General features: G+C 65.1%; 18 protein-coding genes. 7 read left to right on the top strand and 11 right to left on the bottom strand.

The annotated features are described in order from the left end of the window. Positions 1–100 precede the first annotated feature (100 nt). Positions 101–1444: a polyhydroxyalkanoate depolymerase gene (locus AC1POX_RS07590; protein WP_008578266.1), complete on the top strand. Its 1344-nt coding sequence runs from the start codon at positions 101–103 to the stop codon at positions 1442–1444. Positions 1445–1572: 128 nt separating this feature from the next. On the opposite strand, the gene AC1POX_RS07585 is transcribed toward AC1POX_RS07590, so the two are convergent. Next, entirely contained in the window at positions 1573–2490 is a 918-nt protein-coding gene (locus AC1POX_RS07585; RefSeq protein ID WP_014089737.1) for a sensor domain-containing protein, read from the bottom strand. Further along, positions 2487–2849, bottom strand: coding sequence for a PadR family transcriptional regulator (locus tag AC1POX_RS07580; protein ID WP_008578264.1), 363 nt, complete (start codon positions 2847–2849; stop codon positions 2487–2489). The genes AC1POX_RS07585 and AC1POX_RS07580 overlap by 4 nt, the downstream gene beginning before the upstream one ends. A gap of 372 nt (positions 2850–3221) precedes the next feature. On the opposite strand from AC1POX_RS07580, the gene AC1POX_RS07575 reads away from it, so the two are divergent. Then, on the top strand, positions 3222–4775 hold the full coding sequence (locus AC1POX_RS07575; RefSeq protein WP_008578263.1) for an alginate export family protein: 1554 nt from the start codon (positions 3222–3224) through the stop codon (positions 4773–4775). 421 nt (positions 4776–5196) lie between these two features. Here AC1POX_RS07575 and AC1POX_RS07570 read toward each other — a convergent pair whose 3' ends face one another. After that, positions 5197–6573: a hypothetical protein gene (locus AC1POX_RS07570; RefSeq protein ID WP_014089733.1), complete on the bottom strand. Its 1377-nt coding sequence runs from the start codon at positions 6571–6573 to the stop codon at positions 5197–5199. Positions 6574–7010: 437 nt separating this feature from the next. Here AC1POX_RS07570 and AC1POX_RS07565 point away from each other — a divergent pair, with 437 nt between their 5' ends. From AC1POX_RS07565 to AC1POX_RS07555, 3 genes are all read left to right on the top strand, one after another. Then, positions 7011–7685: a DUF502 domain-containing protein gene (locus AC1POX_RS07565; RefSeq protein ID WP_011050890.1), complete on the top strand. Its 675-nt coding sequence runs from the start codon at positions 7011–7013 to the stop codon at positions 7683–7685. Positions 7686–7689: 4 nt separating this feature from the next. Beyond that, a complete protein-coding gene (locus AC1POX_RS07560; RefSeq protein WP_011346879.1) occupies positions 7690–8466 on the top strand; it encodes a queuosine precursor transporter in 777 nt (258 codons plus the stop codon). A 275-nt stretch (positions 8467–8741) separates the two neighbouring features. Beyond that, the gene (locus AC1POX_RS07555; RefSeq protein ID WP_011346878.1) at positions 8742–10679 is read left to right on the top strand and encodes a DUF885 domain-containing protein; all 1938 of its coding nucleotides are present in this window, start codon (positions 8742–8744) and stop codon (positions 10677–10679) included. An 80-nt stretch (positions 10680–10759) separates the two neighbouring features. Here AC1POX_RS07555 and mmuM read toward each other — a convergent pair whose 3' ends face one another. The 4 genes from mmuM to AC1POX_RS07535 all read right to left on the bottom strand — a co-directional run bounded on the left by mmuM (position 10760) and on the right by AC1POX_RS07535 (position 14422). Next, positions 10760–11725 carry a homocysteine S-methyltransferase gene (gene mmuM / locus AC1POX_RS07550; RefSeq protein ID WP_008578257.1) on the bottom strand — a complete coding sequence of 322 codons (966 nt, stop codon included), beginning with the start codon at positions 11723–11725 and terminating at the stop codon, positions 10760–10762. After that, a complete protein-coding gene (gene mmuP / locus AC1POX_RS07545) occupies positions 11722–13119 on the bottom strand; it encodes an S-methylmethionine permease (RefSeq protein ID WP_372356922.1) in 1398 nt (465 codons plus the stop codon). Before mmuP ends, mmuM begins: the two co-directional genes overlap by 4 nt. A gap of 140 nt (positions 13120–13259) precedes the next feature. After that, the gene (locus AC1POX_RS07540) at positions 13260–13685 is read right to left on the bottom strand and encodes a hypothetical protein (RefSeq protein WP_136732515.1); all 426 of its coding nucleotides are present in this window, start codon (positions 13683–13685) and stop codon (positions 13260–13262) included. A 56-nt stretch (positions 13686–13741) separates the two neighbouring features. Next, the gene (locus AC1POX_RS07535; RefSeq protein WP_136732514.1) at positions 13742–14422 is read right to left on the bottom strand and encodes a hypothetical protein; all 681 of its coding nucleotides are present in this window, start codon (positions 14420–14422) and stop codon (positions 13742–13744) included. Positions 14423–15013: 591 nt separating this feature from the next. Between AC1POX_RS07535 and gloA2 the strand changes: the two genes are divergently transcribed. Both gloA2 and AC1POX_RS07525 read left to right on the top strand, forming a co-directional pair. Next, positions 15014–15403 carry an SMU1112c/YaeR family gloxylase I-like metalloprotein gene (gene gloA2 / locus AC1POX_RS07530; protein WP_008578253.1) on the top strand — a complete coding sequence of 130 codons (390 nt, stop codon included), beginning with the start codon at positions 15014–15016 and terminating at the stop codon, positions 15401–15403. A gap of 204 nt (positions 15404–15607) precedes the next feature. Then, positions 15608–16150, top strand: coding sequence for a hypothetical protein (locus tag AC1POX_RS07525; RefSeq protein WP_372356921.1), 543 nt, complete (start codon positions 15608–15610; stop codon positions 16148–16150). Here the strand turns inward: AC1POX_RS07525 and murD are convergent. Genes murD through AC1POX_RS07505 form a run of 4 tightly spaced genes read right to left on the bottom strand, consistent with a single transcriptional unit; the run spans position 16119 to position 21909 of the window. Next, entirely contained in the window at positions 16119–17525 is a 1407-nt protein-coding gene (gene murD, locus AC1POX_RS07520; protein WP_218506588.1) for a UDP-N-acetylmuramoyl-L-alanine--D-glutamate ligase, read from the bottom strand. The two genes, AC1POX_RS07525 and murD, sit on opposite strands and share 32 nt — an antisense overlap. Beyond that, positions 17506–18861: a UDP-N-acetyl-alpha-D-muramoyl-L-alanyl-L-glutamate epimerase gene (gene murL / locus AC1POX_RS07515; RefSeq protein WP_372164075.1), complete on the bottom strand. Its 1356-nt coding sequence runs from the start codon at positions 18859–18861 to the stop codon at positions 17506–17508. Before murL ends, murD begins: the two co-directional genes overlap by 20 nt. Next, positions 18858–19316 carry a hypothetical protein gene (locus tag AC1POX_RS07510; RefSeq protein WP_372356920.1) on the bottom strand — a complete coding sequence of 153 codons (459 nt, stop codon included), beginning with the start codon at positions 19314–19316 and terminating at the stop codon, positions 18858–18860. Before AC1POX_RS07510 ends, murL begins: the two co-directional genes overlap by 4 nt. Then, positions 19300–21909, bottom strand: coding sequence for a bifunctional aspartate kinase/diaminopimelate decarboxylase (locus AC1POX_RS07505; protein WP_014090660.1), 2610 nt, complete (start codon positions 21907–21909; stop codon positions 19300–19302). The genes AC1POX_RS07510 and AC1POX_RS07505 overlap by 17 nt, the downstream gene beginning before the upstream one ends. Positions 21910–22077: the final 168 nt, after the last annotated feature.

Genomic DNA, 22077 nt, shown 5'->3' with positions numbered 1-22077 from the left:
CCGCAGTCAAGGCGCTCGCCTTCCAGAAATCGCTGCCACAGCGCTGTGACAGCCTCAACCGTCCGCAGCCCCATTAAGGTGCAAATGCGCCAAAACCGGTATGCTGCGCGGCAGCAAAACCGCACGGATGGGTGGAATGCTTTATCAACTGCATGAGCTGACCCGCAATCTGCTAGCCCCCTGGGTGCATCAGGCCCAGGCGAACGCCAAGATGTTTTCCGACCCCGACAGCCTGTGGGCCTCGCTCCCGGGCGCCGAGCGTATGGCCGCCAGCAACGAGCTGTTCCACCGTCTGGGCAAGGAATACGAAAAGCCGGCCTGGGCGCTCGACGATGTCGAGGTCGACGGCCATTCGCTGCCGATCATCGAACGCGAAGTGCTGAGCAAGCCGTTCTGCCGGTTACTGCGCTTCAAGCGTTTCAGCGACCACGTCGAACTGATCGGCAAGATGAAGGAGCAGCCCGCCGTGCTGGTGGTTGCGCCGTTGTCCGGCCACCACGCCACGTTGCTGCGCGACACCGTGCGCACCCTGCTGCGCAACCACAAGGTCTACGTGACCGATTGGGTGGATGCGCGCATGGTGCCGCTGGAGGCCGGCGCGTTCCGGCTCGAGGACTACATCACCTATATCCAGGAGTTCATCCGCCACATCGGCGCCGAGCGCCTGCATGTGGTGAGCGTGTGCCAGCCCACCGTGCCGGTGCTGGCGGCAGTGTCGCTGATGGCCAGCAACGACGAGCCCACCCCGCGCTCGCTGGTGATGATGGGCGGTCCGATCGATGCGCGTCGTAGCCCCACCCAGGTCAACAACCTGGCCACGGAAAACGGCATCGAGTGGTTCCAGAACAACCTGATCCACACGGTGCCGTTCCCGTATCCGGGCCATGGCCGCCAGGTGTATCCGGGCTTCCTGCAGCACGCCGGCTTCCTGTCGATGAACCCCAACCGGCACGTGATGTCGCACTGGGATTTCTACACCGACCTGGTCAAGGGCGACCTGCAGGATGCGCAAGCGCACCGGCAGTTCTACGACGAATACAACGCCGTGCTCGACATGCCGGCCGAGTATTACCTGGACACCATCCGCGTGGTGTTTCAGGAGTTTTTGCTGCCCCAGGGCAAGTGGAAAGTGGACGGCCAACTGGTCAAGCCATCGGCGATCCGCAATACCGCGCTGCTGAGCATCGAAGGCGAACTGGACGACATCGCCGGCCTCGGCCAGACCGAGGCGGTGCACGATCTGTGCACCGGCATCGATGCGGCGCATCGTCGTCACCTGGTCGTGGAAGGCGCCGGTCATTACGGCATTTTCAGCGGCCGCCGCTGGCGCGAGGTGGTGTATCCGCAGGTGCGCGAATTCATCGCGCGCTACGATGCGGATCCGGTCGGTAGCCGCGACCTGGCCACCGTGACCCCGATCCGCAAGCGCGGCAAACGCGCCTGAGTTACCCAAGAAAATCCCCGGCAATGCCGGGGATTTTCATCTCGATCTGCGTGCAACCGCCACAGCGCGTCATGCCAGCGGCAAGCAGCACCATCGACCTGCGCACGCTGACATCTAGGCCAGTCGCATCACGCAGCCGCCTCTCCGCTCCTGACCAGCAGTTGCTTGGCGAACATGCCGTGCAGCTTGCCGAACGCGCGTGCCAGATGCAGCGTAACGAACAACAACAGCACGCCCACCGCGAACAACGGCAGCGTCAGCCAGGCGCTGGTGATGTCCACGCCATCCCAGGTCAGCACAGCGACCTTGTCGAACAACGCCGCGATCGGTGAAGCGGCCAGGCCCAACGACAGCGATAGCAGCGTGCAAAACACGGTGAAATACACAATGCCCAGCGGCAGCATCAGCAGGAAGTACAGCATCGTGCTCCAGGTCCGCGCGTCGGTGAACATCGCGCCGATGCGCTGCAGCCAACCGCCTTGCAGGCCCGGGTGTTGGGGGCGACGCGGCATGCGCACGCCCAGCAACGTCTCGACCACGCGGCCTTCCACCAGCGACAACACCCGCACCGAGCCGAAGAACAACACCAGCAGCGGCACGCCGATGATCAGGATCAGCATCCCCACCGACAGGCTGGCGCCGGTCACGACCCAGGTGAAATAGAACACCCCGGTGAGCAGTGACAGCAGCATGTAGAACAATGCGCCATAGGTGCGCGGGTCGGCAGCCACGCCGAAGAACGTGCCGATCCACGATGCCCGCTGCGGTGGCACCGGGGGGCGCAGTGCGCGTGCCACGGTCACTTCGGTTTCGCGGTAGATCTCTGCCACTTCCTCCGGGGCGCCGTAGCTGCTGGCCACGCCGGCAATGACCTCGGCCTCGCTCTTGCCTTGCTGTTCTGCCAGTTCGGAACGCAGATACTCTTCGGCGTCGTACAGCGCGTCCTGGATCATTGCCGGATCTGCCCCGGACAGCGCCTGGCGCAGCTGCAGCAGATAATCGCCAATGGTGGTCGGCAACGGGTGGGCCTGTGCAATTGTGTTCATGAGTGGGTCCCCTCCAGCACGGAATCAACGGAATCTCGGGTGGCACGCCAGGCGGCGGTCCAGTCGCGCAGGCAGTCACGCCCGCTGTCGGTGATGCGGTAATACCGCCGCGGCGGCCCGGAGGCCGAGGGTTCGACATGGCTGTGCAGCAACCCGGCCCCCTCCAGATTGCGCAGCACCGGGTACAGGGCACTCTGCTTGCCGCTAAGCACGCCCTCCAGACGCTCGAGCCGCTTGGCGATGAGGTAGCCGTACAGCGGTGCATCGGCCTGCGCCAGGACGGCCAGCAAGGCCAACGACACGGTGCCCGCACTCAGTTCCTTCTGAAATTTGCGTAGGTGGATATCCGGCTCGCTCATCGGCCATCTCCGCTAGGTTGAAGGTGATGCTATGTAGAACCTAGCTATAGTGAATGTGCCGGTAGTCACGGGCGGGATTGGGGAGTCGGGATTGGAGATTCGCGAAAGCAAGAACAAAGGCGTGGTCGCCAGCTTGTGTGAGTAATTGTCAGCATCGCAGCGAACTCCACCGCAAAACGCAGCGCCGCCGTTGCGAATCCCCAATACCGAATCCCGACTCCCCGCCCCGCTAGCGCCCGCCTGCGTAAACCCAGTGCGTTCATGAGCTTAGAACCTTTGGGTTACTGCCTTTCTGGCACGGCTTTACTACAGTCGGTGTCCCCCCTGCCGATACCTTTCGCCTAGGGGTTTTCACTTTCGACGGGGAATACGATGCAAATGACACGCTTGGCGCAGCCGGCCATGGCTGATACTTCCTTTGGTGCCACACGGCGCCTGTGCCTTGCGATCGGGTTGGCGCTGCCGGGCCTTGGCCTGGCGCAGGTGCAGCCGGCGCCGACCAATGCCGAGCAGGCGGTCGCCGAGCCGGCCAAAGCGCCGGTCACCGCCGCACCGGCAACCGCCAAGGGCTATCCGCTCGAAGCGCAGGGTTGGGGTGCCAAACAAGGCGGCAACATGTGGCAGGTGCGCTGGGCCGAAGATTGGTCGTATCTGAAGGACCCGTCCAAGCGCAAGAGTCCGTTCGATCCGCTCAAGTACATCCCGCTCAACGACGACGGCGATGTGTACGTGTCGCTCAGCAACGAGTTGCGCGTGCGCAGCAATACCATCACCAATCCGGGACTGATTCCCGGCAGCCATTCGCAGCAGCAGTATCTGCTGCGCGCCTTCTTCGGCGCCGACTTCCATGTGGGCGAGCACTTCCGTCTGTACACGGAATTGGCGCATGGCAGCCTGGACGGGCGCAACGAAGGCACCAAGACCGGCACCCAGGAAAACAACGCGATCCTGCAGCAGGTGTTCTTCGACGTGAAAGGCCGGATCGGCAGCGCCGACACCGGCTTGCGCGTCGGCCGCCAGGTGTTCGTCGATGGCCCGACCACGCTGATGGCGCTGCGCGACAACACCGATATCTTCGTGACCTTCAACGGCGCGCGCGCCTGGGCAATTGGCGACAGGACACGTGTTGACCTGTTCGATTTCAATTTCAACATCGATGGCACCGAAGGCCTCGGCGATGATCGCATCGACCGCTCGCGGCACTTCCGCGGCGTGGTCGGTGGCTACCGCCTGGCGACTGCCAAGCCGATGTACCTGGAGCCGTTCTTCTATCAGTTCCGCAACGACAACCAGGTGTGGGGCCGCCAGACCGCGGAAGAAAACCGCAATTACTACGGCCTGCGCCTGTGGGGCAATGTGGGCAAGCTGCGCACCGATTCGTTCGTGACCGTGCAGCGCGGCAGCTTCGGTGGACGCGACCTGCGCGCCTACATGGCCAGCACCTCCAATGCCTGGTCGCTGAGCGAATCGGGCTGGAAGCCGCGCCTGGGCTTCCATAGCGAAATCGCGTCCGGTGGCGGCGGCACCTCCGGCACCGGCACGTTGCGCAACAACAACTTCCTGTACGGCAACACGATCTACTTCAGCTGGGCCACGTTCTTCGGCCCGGTAAACCTGGTCACGGCTGCACCGACGTTGACGTTCTCGCCGACCTCCAAGCTCACCGTGAACCTGGAGTGGGAAACGCTGTGGCGCCAGACCACCAGCGATGCGATCTACAACAACCAGGCACGCGCCTACGCACGCACCCAGAACACCGGCGAGCGCCGCATCGGCACCATGCCGCGCATCAACGCCACCTGGAACATCGACCCGAACTGGTCGGTGACCTTCCGCGCCGAACATCTGATGGCCGGGCCGGCGTTGGAGAAGGCCGGCTACGGCGATTCGACCTTTGTGATGGGCTGGTTGAACTTCCGCTTCTGACCACAGCCGTTGAGTGCGTCATGCATCCCCAATGGGCAGTGGCATCATCACATGCCGCGTCCCGCAAGGACGCGGCATGTTGTTTTTTACGTGCGGGCATGCCGATGACAGCGAACAAGGCAGACACAGACGCGCGCGCTGTATTCAAGGCGTAAGGTCGTCCTAAACTCCGGCCGCTTCAGGCAACCAACGCACCACTGCGTAGATGCCAGGCAGCGTGGCCGATGCTTCGCATCGGCATTGCACGCACGGTAATACATGCGCGCCTCCGAGCTCACCTGGCGACTGCTCGATCCGTTTTAACGGCTGTTCGTCGGTGGTCGTCAGGCAGCCGCTGCGGATGCAAGCATTGCGCATGCAAGCGCAGACCGCCTGCACCAGCGCTGCGAGCTGCGCCTGGCAGCGCAGAAGGCGTCTTGTTTTAGTGAGCCGCTGAGGCTGCCTGTGTGGCCGCGATCGCACTGCCTGGCAACGGCCAGCGATCATTGCCCGCCACGCCCTCCGGTCGTGCGTACTGCCGAAGCGTCAGACTCTTGCCGTCGTTTCCGGCGCCTAGCGGGCGCACCTGTCCACGCAACGCAGGCGGTAGCGCGGCGATCCGCTGCGCCAGCGGCGTTGTCGGCGCAGGATGGTCGCGCAACCACTGCAGCGCCGACAGCGCGCGCAATGCAGCGGCGGTGTCCTGCATCTTGTGCTGATAGTTGACGTAGTCCGGATGCGACACGCTCGCCAGCAAACACCCGGTTGCATTGGCGATGCAGGCCACCGATGCGGTCTGGGGCAGCGGGATCAGCGTTTGCGGAACCGGCCGATCCTGCGCCAGCAAGGTCCGCACCGGCGCGCTGCAGGCCCAGGTAAAGGTGGGCGCCAGCAAGGCCTGGGTGCGTTCGTCGTCCAGCAACCGTAACGGGAAGCGGTCTTGCCAGGACGATTGGCTGCCTTGCGTCAACGCATCCTCCTGCAGCATCGCAAACACCATCCGCGATTCACCGTGCAATGCGTGACACAGCGCGATCTCATCCACCGGCAGCGGCGCAAAGGCAGCGGCGCATTGCGCGGGCAGCGGATGCTGCGCCGGCAATTCGGCCAGCATGTCGGCAAACAGGTGCGCATTGCCGCGCAACATCGCCGCGCCGATCATCGTGATCGCCAGATTGTCGCTACTGCGCATCAGGACACGGGCCACCTGCGCATCGGTGCAGACACCGGACAAGGCCTGGGTGGTGCGCCCCTGGACAAAGTCCAAGGCGCTGGCCGTCATCGACAAGGACATGCGCGGCAGTTCGGGCAACGGCGTATCGGCGCGTGGACGGAACGGGCTGCGGTAGTCGGCGTGTTGCGCCAACGCCCGCATCCGCGCCAGCATCGGTGCCTGTGCGGCCAGCGCAGCGGCATAGGCCTGCGGTTGTTCGCGCACGCGCTGCAAGCATCCGCCAGCGCTGGCCATGCATAGCGCAGGCGCGCCGGATGGCCAACCTGGCAAGCGCCGATAGCCTGCAGCGGCGCTTTGGAATGCCGCATGCTCCGGCAACCGATTGAATCGCGCGAGGTCTTGCGCCAGCACTGTCTCGCGCTGCGCCTCGGGAATCGCGTACGACAACGACCACAGCGCCCCGAACATGTTGCTCCCGCGCAACGGTGGAAGCGGCTGGCGCAGCTGCGCCAACGCCTCACGCTGCGATTCGGGAATCGGCCAATGCCTGGAGACCGTATACAGCGCCAGCACCGCTGCGATCAGGATGCAGACACCGAGCAAGGCGGCTTTGAGAAATTTGGCGAGCACGTGCGAAAGATCCATCCCTGGGAGCTGCGCATCTTAGTGCCATCTGCGCAGGCCTGCGATGGGCATAGACGCATCGCGTGCCTTGGGGCTACAGACCATCGGCAACCGTGTGTCTGGCGGCCCGCGCAACGTTGGGCAATGACACCGCGCGCTGGCGATGGGCGGTGGTCTCAGTAAGTGGTTGAAAGAATCCGGGTGCTGGCAGACATCGCCCCACCCTTCATCCGCCGCTGCGCGCCATGGTTCCCGACGGCAGGAGGGCTGTACGAGCCGAACGGGTTGCCCGCTGCCGCTGGGCTGCGGGTACCGCCAGGTCGATGTCGAGGTAAGTACAGGAATCATGGGATTGCAGCGGATCGCGGCACGCGAAACACTCTTGCCAATCGCGAATGCCTGCTGCCAAACCCCGCCCCCAGCTCCACCGAGCGTGGCCGAATGCCTACACTATGGCGATGTCCGAATCCCCCACTCCCCACGTCCGCCCTTCCCTGCAACGGGTCTTTCTGACCGGGTTGCTCACCTTGCTGCCGGTCTGGTTGACCTGGGTGGTGGTGAAGTTCGTTTTCTCGCTGCTTTCGGGCATCAGCAGCCCGTGGGTGGTGCCGCTGTCCGAACGCATCGCTGCCTCGTTCCCCGATTACCTGGGCTGGTTCAAGGCGCTGTGGGTGCAGAACACCATCGCGTTGATCGCCACGGTGGCAGTCATCCTGTTCGTCGGGATCCTGAGCCGGCGCGTGATCGGCCAGCGCTTGCTGCGCTGGTTCGAGGCCATCATGCGGCGCATTCCGCTGGCCAGCGTGGTCTACGACAGCGCGCGCAAGCTGCTGGACATTTTGCAGACCCAGCCCGGCAGCACCCAGCGCGTGGTGCTGATCGATTTCCCACATCGCGACATGAAATCGGTGGGCCTGGTCACCCGCGTGATCAAGGAACAGGGCACCGGCCGCGAGCTGGCCGCGGTCTACGTGCCCACCACGCCCAACCCCACCTCCGGCTACCTGGAAATCGTGCCGGTGGAACTGCTCACGCCCACCGACTGGAGCGTGGATCAGGCAATGAGCTTCATCATTTCCGGTGGCGCCGTGGCGCCCGAATCGGTTCCCTTCACCCGGACTGCGGATCGCTGACACCATGTCCCATGTGCGCACCCTCGACGATCGTGCGGTCCGCCTGTTCATCGCACTGGCGGCCTTCTTCTGCGTCAACGCGGCGCTGGCCGAGTTCATTGGCGTCAAGATCTTCGCGTTGGAAGACACGCTCGGCATTGCGCCACTGAACTGGAATCTGTTCGGCCAGCGCGGCTCGCTCAGCTTCACCGCCGGCACCTTGCTGTGGCCGATCGTGTTCATCATGACCGACACCATCAACGAGTTCTTCGGCAGCCGCGGGGTGCGTTTCATCTCGTGGGTGGCGGTGGTGCTGATCGGCTATGGCTTCGTGTTCGCCTTCGCGGCCATTGCGCTGGCGCCGGCGGGCTGGTGGGTCACTGCGGCGCAGAGCCAGGGGGTGCCCGATTACCAGGCCGCATTTGCGGCAGTGTTCGGACAAGGGCTGTGGACCATCGGCGGCTCGCTGGTGGCATTCCTGTTCAGCCAGTTGATCGATGTCTCGGTGTTTCACCGCATCCGTCGCGTCACTGGCGAAAAACACGTGTGGCTGCGCGCCACCGGCTCCACTGCGGTCTCGCAGGTGGTGGACAGCTTCGTGGTGATCTATATCGCCTTCGTGCTCGGCCCGCAGCATTGGTCGATCGACCAGTTCCTGGCGGTGAGCACGCTCAACTACATCTACAAGATGGGCTTTGCGGTCTTACTGATCCCGCTGCTGTATCTGGCACGCCGCGGCATCACCGCGTACCTGGGCGCCGAGCGTGCCGAGCAGCTGCGCGAAGAAGCCGCTGCCGACTGAGCCGGGCTGTCTCCCAGCCAGGGTCATCGCAACGCAATGGGTTGCGGCGGCAACGTCTGGTCGCCAGTGGTCCTGATCGCGGCGCTGCGAGCCAGCCCACCGCGGTGTGACTTGGACGCAGCCTTGCCGGCCATGTCGCAGCGCAACACATCACCCCGGGCGCAGCACCGCGCCCATGCGCCGCATGAATTGCCGATAGGCGGTATGCCCCCAATGGGTGGCCGTAACCGTGCGGATCGGGCAAGCTCCCCGCTCGCTTGTTTCCGGAGCCGGTAATGCCCCTCAGCTTTTCCCGCCTGCTGTCCCTGGCCATGGCCGCCCTCGTGAGCCTGTCGCTGGCGGCGCCGGCCGATGCGGCCAAGAAGAAGACCGCCAAGGCACAGACCACGCAAACGCGCGCGAAGGCGAGCAAAGGCAAGAAGACCGCCAAGCCGGCAGCCAAAAGCACCAAGGGCAAGGGCAGCAAGGCCGCCAGGGTCAGGCCCCGCGCGGTGGCCGCGCCGGTGGTGCTGACCAAGGCGCAGCAGCTCAACCTGCTGTACGACCAGTACTGGGACGCCTCGCTCAAGCTCAACCCGCTGCAGGCCACCTTCCAGGGCGAGAGCCGCTACAACGACCAGTTGCCGAACTTCCTGTCGCCGGCATTCCGCCAGCAATCGCACGATTTCACTGTACTGTGGCTGGGCAAGGCCGAGGCGCTGGGGCCCGATGGGCTGAGTGGGCAGGACCTGCTCAGTTACCAGATCTTCGTGCGCGATGCGCGCAGCGCACTGGCCGCCGAGCAGTTTCCCAGCTGGATGCTGCCGATCAACCAGTTCTACAACATCGCCAGCATTGCGGTGGTGCTGGGCTCGGGCACCGGCGCGCAGCCGTTCAAGACGGTCAAGGATTACGACAACTGGTCGCGGCGTGCGCTCGGCATTCCCGACCTGTTCGAGCAGGCCATCGCCAACATGCGTGCCGGCATGCAGGCCGGCGTGGTGCAGCCCAAGGTGCTGATGCAGAAGGTGCTGCCGCAGCTGGACGCGATCATCGCGCGCAATGCCGAAGACAGCCTGTTCTGGGGGCCGGTGCGCAACCTGCCCGCCGACATGCCCGAGGCCGACAAGCAGCGCATCACTGCCGAGTACAAGCGCATGATCGAAGTGCGCATCATGCCGGCCTACCGCGCGTTGCGCGGCTTCATCGCCACCGAATATCTGCCCGCCTGCCGCGACAGCGATGGACTGGCGGCATTGCCCAATGGCGCGGCGTGGTACGCCTATGACGTACGCCAGAGCACCACCACGGATTTGACCCCGGAACAGGTGCATCAGATCGGCCTGGATGAGGTCGCTCGCCTGCAGGGCGAAATCCAGGCAGTGGCCAAACAGGTCAAATTCCGCGGCAACCTGCCCAAGTTCTACAAGTTCATGCAGACCGACCGGCGCTTCGGCTTCCGCAGCGACACCGAGTTGCTGGGCACGTACCGCAGCCTGCAGGGCCGCGTGCAGCTGGCGGTGCCGCGGCTGTTCAACACCCAGGGCATGCCGGCGCTGGAAGTTCGTGCGGTGGAACCGCAGCGTGCGCAATCGGCCGCCAGCGGCTCGTACATGCGCCCAAGCGGCGACGGCAGCACGCCGGGCATCTTCTACGTCAACACCTCGGACCTGCCTTCACGCAAGACCTGGGAGGCCGAGAGCCTGTACCTGCACGAAGCGGTGCCCGGCCACCACTACCAGCTGGGGTTGCAGCAGCAGTTGACCGACCTGCCCAAGTTCCGCCGCCTGGGCGGTGAGACCGCCTACATCGAAGGCTGGGGCCTGTATGCCGAATCGCTTGGCCGCGAGCTAGGGCTGTATGACGACCCGTACAATTACTACGGCTATCTGCAGAACGCCTTGTGGCGCTCGATTCGCCTGGTCACCGATACAGGCCTGCACAGCAAGGGCTGGACGCGTAGCCAGGCCATCGACTACATGGTAGACAACTCCGCCATGAGCCGCGCCGATGCCGAAGCCGAGGTCGACCGCTACATGGCCATCCCCGGCCAGGCGCTGGCCTACAAGGTGGGCGAGATGAAGATTGCGCAATTGCGCGAGCAGGCGCAGCGCGAGCTGGGCCCACGCTTCGATGTCCGCGCCTTCCACACCGAAGTACTCAAGGACGGCTCGGTGCCGCTGGATATCTTGCAGGACAAGATCCAGCGCTGGATCGCCACGCAGAAGGGATAAAGCGTACGGCTACGGTAGTTGGACGCTGCTGACCCGTTACTGCGGGTAGGCCTTCGATGCGCGCGCGTTCGCAGGTCGGGTCAGCCCAGCGCACGCGCCGCCGCCAGCGCGGCGATATCGCGCGGTGCGGTGCGGCAGCAGCCACCGATCAAGCGCGCGCCAGCCGCCAGCCAGTGCGCATGCTGGTCGGCCAACGTGAGCGCAGCCCCGTGACCGGCATGCCAGCGCTTGTCGCTGGCGTCGTAGTGCTCGCCCGAGTTCGGGTACACCACCAGCGGCAGCGCAGTCAGCGCCGCAAGGCTGTGCAATGCAGCGCTCGCCTGATCCAGTGCAATGCAGTTGATGCCCACCGCAATCACCTGCGCGCAGGCATCCAGCGCCGGCACCACCTGCGCCAGCGGCGTGCCGTCGCTCAGATGCGCCGCATCGCGCAAGGTGAAGGAAAACCAGGCATGCAGCTGCGGAAATTCGTGTTGCAGCAACTGCCGCAGGGCCACGATTTCGCTGGCCGATGGCAGCGTCTCGCAAGCCAGCAGATCCACGCCCGCCTCGGCCAGCGCGGCGATGCGCGGGCGATGGAAATCCATCAACTGCTCGATCGGCAGCACGTAGTCGCCACGATATTCCGAGCCATCGGCCAGATACGCGCCATACGGCCCCACCGAGCCGGCCACCCACAGCGGCGCCGCATACGGGTGCAGGGTCAGATGATCGGCACGCGCCTGCGCCGCCAGCGCCACGCTGCGAGCGATCAACGCCTGCGCTTGCGCAGCATCCAGTCCGCGTGCGGCAAATCCCAGCGGCGTGGCCTGATAACTGGCGGTGATCGCGCATTGCGCACCGGCAGCGAAGTAGTCGCGATGCACCTGATAGATCAGCTCCGGCTGCTCCATCAGCACGCGCGCCGACCACAGCGCATCGTTGAGATCGCAGCCGCGCTGTTCCAGCTCGGTGGCCAGCGCGCCATCCAGCACCACATAGCCATCGTGCTGCAAGGCCTGGCTGAAAGGTGCGTTGGCGCGCGGCTGGCGTGGAAGAATCGTCATGCGTGCAGTCTCCGGGCCGCAAGCCATTGGGTCAGTGCGTAGGCGCCGTAGCACAGCGCGACGAACGGAACACCGCACCACAGCGCAATGCGCTGCTGCGGATCAAATGCCAGGCCGATGCAGGCGAGCAGACACAGCGAAAAGCCCAGAATTGGGGTCCATGGGTACCACGGCGCGCGATACGCCAACGTTTCCAGCGCAGCGCCATCGCGCAGCAGTTGGCGACGGAAACGGTAATGCGCCGCGCAGATGCTCAGCCACACCACCACGACCGCGAATCCCGAGACCGCCGAGATCGCAACGAACACCGTCTCTGGCGCATACACGCCGGTGAGCAGCGCCAGCAAGCCGCCCAGCATGCTCAGCGACACGGCACGCAGTGGAATGCCGCGGCCGGTCAGGCGCGCCAGGCCGCTCGGCAACGTGCCTTCGTTGGCCAACGACCACAGCATGCGCGCGGCCGCATACAGACCGGAATTGGCCGCCGACAGGATCGCGGTGAGGATCACCGCATTCAAGATGTCGGCTGCATATGGAATGCCCAACAGCTCGAAGGCGCGCACGAACGGGCTGGTTTCCACCGCCGCTTGTTTGGCGGGAAGCAGCGCCGCAAGCACCAGCACCGTGCCGACGAACAGCACCACCAGCCGCACCAGCGTGGTGCGGATTGCCAGCGGAATCGCGCGTGCAGGCTGGGCGGCTTCGCCGGCCGCCACACCGATCAACTCGGTGCCGGAAAATGCGAAATTCACCGCCACCATCGTCATCAAGATCGGCAGCGTGCCATGCGCAAACCAGCCCTCGGCGCGCAGATGGGGCAGCCCCGGTGCGGGCGAACCATCGGCCAACGGCAACAGACCGATCACCGCCGCGCCGCCAAGCACGATGAATACCAGGATGGTGACCACCTTGATCAACGAAAACCAGAACTCGCCTTCGGCAAACCAGCGCGCCGAGACTGTATTCAGGCCGAAGATCAGCGCGCAGAACAGCAGGCACCAGGGCCACGCCGGACTGTGCGGAAACCAGTACTGCATGCAGAACGCTGCGGCAGTCAGGCTCGAGCCCAATGCCACCGTCCAGGTCAACCAGTACAACCACGCCACCACGTAGCCGGTCGCCGGGCCGAGGTAACGCGCGGCATACACGTGAAACGCACCGGTTTGCGGCATCGCCACCGCCAGCTCGCCCAGGCATTGCATCACCAGGTACACCACCAGTGCGCCGATCAGATACGCCAGTATCGTGCCAAGCGCGCCGGTCCTGGCAATGATGTACCCGGTGTTGAAAAACAGGCCGGTGCCGATCACGCCGCCCAGCGACAGCATCACCAGATGGCGCACCTGCATGCTGCGCTGGAACTGCGGCGCGGTGGCAGACGACGATTCGGGCATGGGTGCATCTGATCGGGGGGAAGCTTTATCCTGCCACGCGCAGCCAGACGGGCACAGCCGTGCGCAAGCCAGCCGTGGGCGAGGGCCCGCCTCTGACTGGCGGGCGGTGATGCTGCCGATCGGTTCGTTCGCCGTGCCGGTCAGGGATCGAGCCGGCAATAGGCGCCCGGTATGTAGCCGAAGCTCTCGCTCATCGCTTTGCGAAACTCGGCGAATGTGAAGTCGGTCGCCACCCGCATCAACACGCCAGCATAGGCACCGCCGGTTTTGCCGTTGCTGCCGGTGCCCCACTGCACCTGCCAGGTTGCGTAGGTATTACCGTCGTGGGCCTGCGCGCGCTGCAGGTCCACACGCAGGCCTTTGACCAGTTCCATGCCCGAAATCACGCCTTCGCTGTTGGCGTAGCTGGCGGGGACCTGGATCACGGTACCGTCGTTGACATCGCTGCGGCGGATGCCGAGATGGTTGGCGATCTTCGCCGCCAGGTAGTTGTCGAGCACATGCTTGCGGATCGCGTTGCTGGCACTGCCGAACGTGCCGGTGCCGTTGTTGGTGTAGGTGGTCATGGAGAAAGTCCTCTGGTGTTGGGTGGATGACCGGATGGGCGACGGTGCCGGGCCGGTCAGAGTTGGTGCAGGCGTTCGATGAACCGCGTGCGGTCCTCGATGCGCTGGTCGGTGGCGATTAGCGGCCTGCCCTGCCAGGTCGCCTTGCCGACGCGGGCGAGGGTTACCTGGGCATCGGTGAGATCGGCGGCCTTAACCTCCACGCTCTCGGTCAACTGCGCATAGCGGATCAGCAACCGATCACGTGCGATGTAGACCACCTGGCTGGACGTCGCCGTGTCCATATTGATCTCGATCTGCTCCACCAGCGCCGGCAACCGGTGCGATGTCAGCAGTTCGAGGCGATTGACGCTGCAGATGCACGACCAGCCGGCAAACATGCCGTCCTCGGTGAGCAGGGGAGCAAATTGCGGCAGCCAGGCCAGCGAAAAGCAGCTATCGACGATCAGCGCCGGCGTGCGGATGCCGATGGTGACCAGATCCTCGATGAAGCTCGTGACCTTTGCGACACCTGTGCAGTCGTTTAACTTGGTCGGTGCTCCTTGGTTGTCGACATCGCCGTGGCCGCCGCCGATCCACAGCCTGTCGTAATGCAGCTGCGGCGTGCCCTGCTCGGTGCGCGGCAAGGCCGCGACGATGGCGTCGCGATCGGGCAGCGTGCCGGCCGGGTGCCGGATCACATGCACGCCCTGGGGGATGGATTTGAGATGCTGCGGCTGGAACGCAAGAATGGACATGGGCAGGCTCGGTTGGCATGGAAGGACGATGCCGCGGCCGCGTCATGCAAACGCGCGCCGATGCGACATCGGTGTCCAGCATCGGCGGCGGCGACAGTGCAGCCCATCGGCAAACCCCTGAGATCGGCCTGCCACGCGGAGGATGTTGGCGCTGCACGTCCGTGCTGGCGCCATGCGCGCGTCAGCCGTGCGGTGGTCTTCGATGTGCACGCACGGAGCGCTGCGTCACGCGCATTGCATAACCCCGCCCGATGTCGATCGGCCATCCTGCCAAACGCACGCAGACCGGCACAGCCATGCGTAGGCGCGCGGTGAAACAGGACCTGCGGCTAACGCTCGGGCGATTATGCTGCCGATTGGTTTCTGCTGGTCCTCTGACATGCCGCACCCTTACCTTCGATCTGCACAAACATCCGTGCACTGCCTGCTTGCCGGGCGCTTGCCCACAAATCCGCCAAGGCCACAGCACGCTGCGTGCAATGACGGTGCTGCGTCCTGCATCGCGGACGGGCGCCTGCCATCTGCATGCGAGGCGCCGTCGAGCGCGCCGGCACTGCCCGGCCGGTCAACGTCAATGCGCCGGAGCGCGGCATGATGCTCGCCGGCATCCACCATGTGGCGATCATCGCCGGCGACTACGCGCGTTCCAAACGGTTCTATTGCCAGATCCTGGGCCTGCGCGTGCTCGACGAGCATTACCGACAGGCGCGCGATTCGTGGAAGCTGGATCTGGCGCTGCCCGATGGCGGACAGATCGAGTTGTTCTCGTTCCCCGCTGCCCCGGCACGCCCCAGCCGCCCTGAAGCCCAAGGGCTGCGCCACCTGGCGTTTCGCGTCGCAGATCTGGACAGCGCGGTTGCGCACCTCAATGCATCCGGCGTGGCGACCGAAGACATCCGCATCGACGAATACACCGGCCGCCGCTTTACCTTTTTTGCAGATCCGGACGAGCTGCCGCTGGAGTTGTACGAGGTCGGCTAGCGCGTATGCCTGACGGAACCGCAGTGCAGCGAGGCACGCGTACCCGTTGAGTCATGCGCCGACCTTCGCCTCGATAAGGTGTCGACCGCGTGACTCAAGCGCAGGGGCGAGCGGCCGTTATCAAGAGGCTGGCGTCATGTCGCCGCGGTGGCGTCGCAGGCATGGATGCGGCACAGACAACGTACGCCATGCCGGACCTGACGCATGTTTCATTTCATCTTGCGCATCGTTGTAGCCGTGGCGATCGTACTTGCCGGCTGCGGTTTTCTTTTCCCCAAGCGCTATGTCGCGCCAAAACCTGGCGAGCCGTTCGCCACCCTGACGCTGGCCAAGCCCACCAGGCCCGCCCCGATACCCATCGAGCCGGTCCAATACTTCGATGTCTTCGACGATGCCAGCTGCGCAAGGGGTGGCCATGGCGGATTTCTGGGCGCACTGACGCCGCCCGTCAACGGCGTGCTCGGGAAGTTGAGCAACAATCAGTCTCGCGAGGCGTATTCGGTTGTCCCCGACAGACAGCTGTTTTTACGTGCACGCATGGTGCAAACGCTCGACTCGCGTCGTCGGAGCCTGACCACAAACAATTGCACCAACGAACATCCATCGGGTGGCGGAGAACAGCGCGCAGGCACAGCGGTGTGCGAGCGGCACCTACCAGTGCCGAGCATCGGCCATGCCCACCAGCCGATGAGTGCAGCCGGTGCGTTAGCCGCCTTCAGTGCACACCCAGTCCGTCAATCGCGCTGATTGCCGCCGGGTCGAACCCTGCCAGCTGCGCGAAGTGGCGGCCGCGCGCAACGTAGTCGCTGTAGGCGCCGAAGCTGGGCGCCCCGGGCGAGAGCAGCACCACACCGCCCTGCTGGCCCAGCGCAGCGCGCGCCAGTCCCATGGCGTGTTCGAGATCGTTGGCCGCATGCAGGCCGAAGTGCCCCGCCTCGGCCAGCGGCGCCAGCAATGCATGGATGCGTGGGCCGTTGGCGCCCATGGTCACGATTTCCAGCGGCGCCTGCCGCGCCATCTGCTGGGCGAAATCGTGCCAATCCAGCCCGCGATCATGGCCACCGACCAGTAGTGCCACGCGTCGCTGCGCAAAGCACGCCAGGGCAGCCAGCGATGCATGCGGCGTGGTGCTGATGGAATCGTTGACGTAGCTGATGCCGTCCACGCTGCCGAGCAACTGCAGGCGGTTGGGCAATGGACGAAAGCTCGCTGCCGCCGGCGCAAGTGCCGCCGCATCCAGGCCCAAGGCCTCTACCGCCGCCAGCACCGCGCACAGGTTGCGGCGGTTGTGCTCGCCCGGCAGCGGCACATCGGCGGTATCGAAAATGGCCTGTTCGCCGCGATAGACCACGTCGCCACGCAGATGCCAACCGGCGGAATGATTGAACCAACGCACCTGGCTATCCGGCAACTGCAGGCCGGCAAGCAGCGGGTCGGCAGCGTTGAGCAAGGCGATCCGCGGCCGGCCTTCGGTCACCAGCGACAGCTTGTCGCGCACATAGCGCGCCTCATCGCCGTGCCAGTCCAGATGCTCGGGAAACAGATTCAACACCAGTGCCAGTTCCGGGCGCGCGCCGCTGCGCCCGACATCACCGGTCTGGTAGCTGGACAACTCGATCGCCCAATACGCCGGCGGCGGCTGCGGTGCCAGCACTTCCAGCAAGGGCTGGCCGATATTGCCGACCAACGCGGTGCGATGCCCGGCCGCGCGCAGCAGGTGCGCCAGCAGCGCCGTGGTGGTGCTCTTGCCCTTGGTGCCGGTGACGCAGATGACACCGGGCACGCTGCCGTCCGCCTGCGCGTGTTCGGCAAACCACAGCGCGGTGCCGCCGATGAAGCACGTGCCCTGCGCGGCGGCGGCCAATGCCTCGGCGCGATACGGGCTGATGCCGGGCGACTTCACGACGATCTCGAATCGCCCCAGCGCCTGCGCGCTGGCAGCGGTTTCCACCTGCAAGGCCGCATCTTCCAGCGCATCGATTTCGCGCGCCTCTTCGGCGTTGCAGAACACCGTCAGCGCTTGCGTCGGCAGGCGCGTCCGCAGCGCACGGTACGCCGCGCGTCCTTCACGCCCCCAGCCCCACAGCGCAACGGTCTTGCCTTCAAGCTGCGAAATTCGCACGCACGCGCTCCCACAGCGCCGGCGGAATCCGGTGCTCGCCATCGATGGCCATGAGTGGCTCGACCTGCAGATCATTTGGGTCGAGCTGCGGCTGGATGTCGCGGATGAAGCGCTTCACCAACGCGTCCTCCTTCCACTCCGCGCGGCTGGCCAGCACGGCCATCGCCGCGCGCGATTCACGGCCTTCGCCCACGCATTCGAACGGCTTGTGGTCCTGGAATTCCAGCAACGCGTCGTAGCCGCCGGCCTGGGTCGCATCGTCGAGCAGATTGCGCCCGAAGATGTTGACCAGCCGTGTCTTGGGCATGAACGGCGCCAGCGCCAGGAACACGAAATGGCACTTCGGGCACACGCCGCACCAGCGATGCACGGGGCGCTCGCCCATGATGTGGAAGTTGCGGTTGCAGCTGGAAAAATGCGCGTCGTAGTGATCGGTCTTGGCGAACTGCCGCGCCACCGCCAACTCCGAGAGCGGCCGCAGCAACGAGTAGTAGCGCAGATCGGCTGCCACGTGCCGCTGCACGTACTCGCCGAACGCCTGTTCGAAGGCCCAGCCCTTGGACCACTGGTGATTGACCTCGCCGGTGCCGGGAATCTGGCTGCCGTAACTGGCCGAGCGTTCGTTGGAGAACACCACCTGGTCAACACCAGTGAGCAGCGCCGCCAGCACCAGAATGGCCGAGTTCACCGCAGTCACCGGGATATGCCCGTTCCACGCGCCCTGGCGGTTGAGTTCGAACAATTCCGGTGCCAGCACGCGGCCGATGTTGAGTACCGGCAACCCGGTGCGCTCTGCGCAGGCACGGATGAGTTGCGAACCGCCGATCCAGCTCACGGTCTGCGCCAGGCCGGCCTGGCGCAGCGCCTCGATGCTGACCAGCGAATCCTTACCGCCGCCGATCGCCACCAGCGCATGCTCGCGCAACCCCACTGCCGGCGCGGCGGCAGAGGCCTGCGCCGCCACCGGAAAGTGGATCTTGCCGTGCAGATCCAAGCCATTGCGGTAGGCAAATTCGCCCAGGCCGTGCAGATACACGCTTTCCACCAGCGCGGCCGTCTCGGCATCGATGCCGTAGCTGTCGATGGCGATGTTCGGCGGCACCGCGGCCTTGAAATAACTGACCCCTGCAATGAGATGCAGCAGCCGCAGCGCCTGTTGCACGGCAGTTGCCCGCGCGCCCTCTAGCACGAACGGAGCGCCCGGCACCGCAACGGTCTCGACCAGCTCCGGGCCTTGATCGAAGGCATACACCAGCGTCGCCACGCCGGTCTGCGCGTCGAGTGCGCAACGCACGAAACGGAAGGTGGACATCTGATGTTTGTCGAAAGCGCTCATGGACTACCTGCAGAAACACGTACACGACGCAGATAACGTCGGCACAGGACATATTCAATCATGGAAAACGGCACCGCCGCCCAAAGCAACGGCAGGCAACCGATCACGAACAACAGCAGCATCACATCCGAGCGAATCACCGTTGCGTCGCCGGTGATGGCCAACGCGACCAGCAGATACAGCAGCAACGCCGGCAGATAGCCAAGCGCACTCAACACCACGGTGCGCAATGCCATGCCGCCGGCGCGCTGCGCGCGTGCCTGCCGGGCACGCCGACGTTGCCAGAACACTGCGCTCCACGCGCCGAGGCCGGCAGCGACCAATGCGGGGATTGCCCACTTCAAGCTGTCGGTCCACGGGGTCGGTTGCCCGGCGATATCGATGGCGGTGGAAAACACCATCGCCACGCCACCGGCCAACGTGCTGAGTACGACGAACTCAGCCAGTGGACGCATCGATCACCTCTTCGCGCGGCAATTCGCGCTGATTGTAGGTGCTGGCCATCGTGTAGCCGTAGGCACCGGCATCGGCGACCAGCACCACATCGCCCGGTGCGGTGGCCGCTGGCAGCCGGCGACGCTTGCCGAACACGTCCGACGATTCGCAGATCGGCCCGACGATATCGAACATGCCATCGGCCGGCGCGTCGAGTTGGCTGAGGTTTTCGATGTCGTGCCAGGCGTCGTACAACGCCGGGCGAATCAAGGTGTTCATGCCCGCATCCAGGCCCACGCGGTGCACGCCGTCCTTCTCGATCACCTGGGTGACGCTGGCCAGCAAGACGCCGGCTTCGGCCACCAGATAGCGGCCCGGCTCGATCGCCAGGCGGTAGCCAGGATGCACCGCCTTGACCTCGGCCAGGCCCTTGGCCCACACCTCCAGATCGAACGGCTCGTCTTCGGCGCTGTACGGAATCGGCAGGCCGCCGCCGATGTCGATGGTCTCTACCGTGCCGATGCGACGCGCGAAGCCGGCCAACTCGTCGTACATCATCCGCCAGTGCTCGCCGGTCTCCACGCCACTGCCCAGATGCGCATGCACGCCGGTGATGGTGACCTCGAGCGTGCGCGCCACATCGACGAATTCATCCACGCGCGTGGACGACAGGCCGAACTTGGACGCCTTGCCGCCGGTGTTGACCTTCTCGTGATGGCCGTCGCCGTGCCCCAGGTCGATGCGCAGCCAGATCGTGCGGCCACGGAACACCTCGGGCCAGTTGCGCAGCGCTTCGACGTTGTCCACGGTCACCGTCACGCCCAGCGCGAAGGCCGCTTCGTATTCGGCCTTGGGCGCAAAGCTCGGCGTGAACAGCACGCGCCGCGGCGACAACTCCGGCAGCGCCTGGAAGACGCGGCGCAATTCGCCCTGCGAAACGCACTCCAGCCCGAAGCCGGCCTGTTCCAGCGCCATCAAGATGGCCGGATGCGCGTTGGCCTTGATCGCGTAATAGCGCTGATCCACCGCGGCAATCTGCGCCAGCGCATGCGCACGCGCACGCACCGTGGGCAGGTGGTACGCGTAACGCGGCGTCCCGGCCTTGGACAGCGACAGCAGATGCGCGCGCTCGGCATGCCACCACGGCGTGGGACGCGGACGTACCGAGCCGATGATCTGCCGCCAGCGCGGGCCGAACACCTCGCCCTCGCTGACCGGCATTGCACCGCTGTCGATCAGTTCGGCATGCAGGATCGGCAGCAAACCGTCGGCATCGGCTTCGTCGATGACGAAGGTCAGGTTCAAGTCGTTGGACGACTGCGAAATCATGTGCACGCGCTCCTGCCCGAACGTGGCCCACACGTCGGAGAGCTTGTGCAGCAGCGAACGCATGCCGCGCCCGACCAGGGTGATGGCCGCGCAAGGAACGATGATCTTGACCTTGCAGATCTGCGACAGATCGGCCGACAACGCCGCCAGCACGTCGGTGTTGACCAGGTTTTCCGAAGGATCCAGCGACACGGTGACGTTGGTCTCGGCCGAACCGATCAAGTCCACCGACAGGCCATGTTTCTTGAACAGCGTGAACACATCGGCCAGGAAGCCGACCTGCTGCCACATGCCGATACCTTCCATCGACACCAGCACGATGCCGTTGCGACGGCTGATCGCCTTGACGCCCAACACCGGCTCGGCATTGCCGTCGATGCTGGTACCCGGCAGATCGGGGCGCTCGGTGTCCAGGATCGCCATCGGCACGCCGGAGTCGCGGCACGGCTTGATCGAACGCGGATGCAGCACCTTGGCGCCGGTGGTGGCGATTTCCTGCGCTTCGTAATAGTCCAGCCGGGTCAGCAGCCGCGCATCCGGCACTTCCTTCGGGTTGGCGCTGAACATGCCGGGCACATCGGTCCAGATTTCCACGCGGCTGGCGCCGAGCAGCGCACCGAAGTACGCCGCCGAGGTATCCGAACCGCCACGGCCCAGAATCGCGGTGCCGCCATCGGCATGACGCGAAATGAAGCCTTGCGTGATCAGCAAGCGTGTCGGTTGCGCGGCGAAACGCGTTCGCCAATCGGCATCGGACTGCCACTGGCACGACACCGACAGCCGCTTGGACCACTCGCTCTGATTCGGCTGCGGGGGCAGCGCCGACAGCCATTGGCGCGCATCCAGCCAGCCCATGTCCAGGCCGCTGGCATGCAGGTACGCCGCACCGATGGTGGACGACAGCAACTCGCCCTGCCCCAGCACCTCGGCCTGCCAGTCCAGCGTGCGCGTTGCAGCGCGCGCGTCGCCCAGCAAAGCATGCAGTGCGGCCAGTCGCTCGCCCAGCACCGCATCGGCGTCCAGTTCGAGCTCGGCCAGAAACTCACGATGGCGTTGGTCCAGTGCCGCCACGCGCTGTGCGCTATCGGCGGCGCCGTCGGCAATGGCGGTGAGCTCGTTGGTCACGCCCGACAATGCAGACACCACCACCAGCACGCGACCGCCGGTCTCGTGCGCCCGTTTGCCCGCCAGTTTTCCAATCGTGTCCCAGCGATGACGACGCGACACCGAAGTGCCGCCGAACTTGAGGACGATCCAACGATCGGTAGAGTGGGGAGCTGACATTGAGATAGGCGTTTAGGATGGGGGGGAAGATGCCCGGGATGCCGAGCGGAACCTCCGATTCTACTGCCAATGCCGCTGACATGACCCCGCGTGCGATCACAGCGTTCCGGTCGCCACGTCCACTGCCGTATCGGTTTGCACTGCAACCATCGCCGCGCCCCTCCTTCG

The organism is Xanthomonas sp. NCPPB 3442 (genome assembly GCF_056725145.1).
This window is presented reverse-complemented; position numbering and strand designations above follow the sequence as displayed.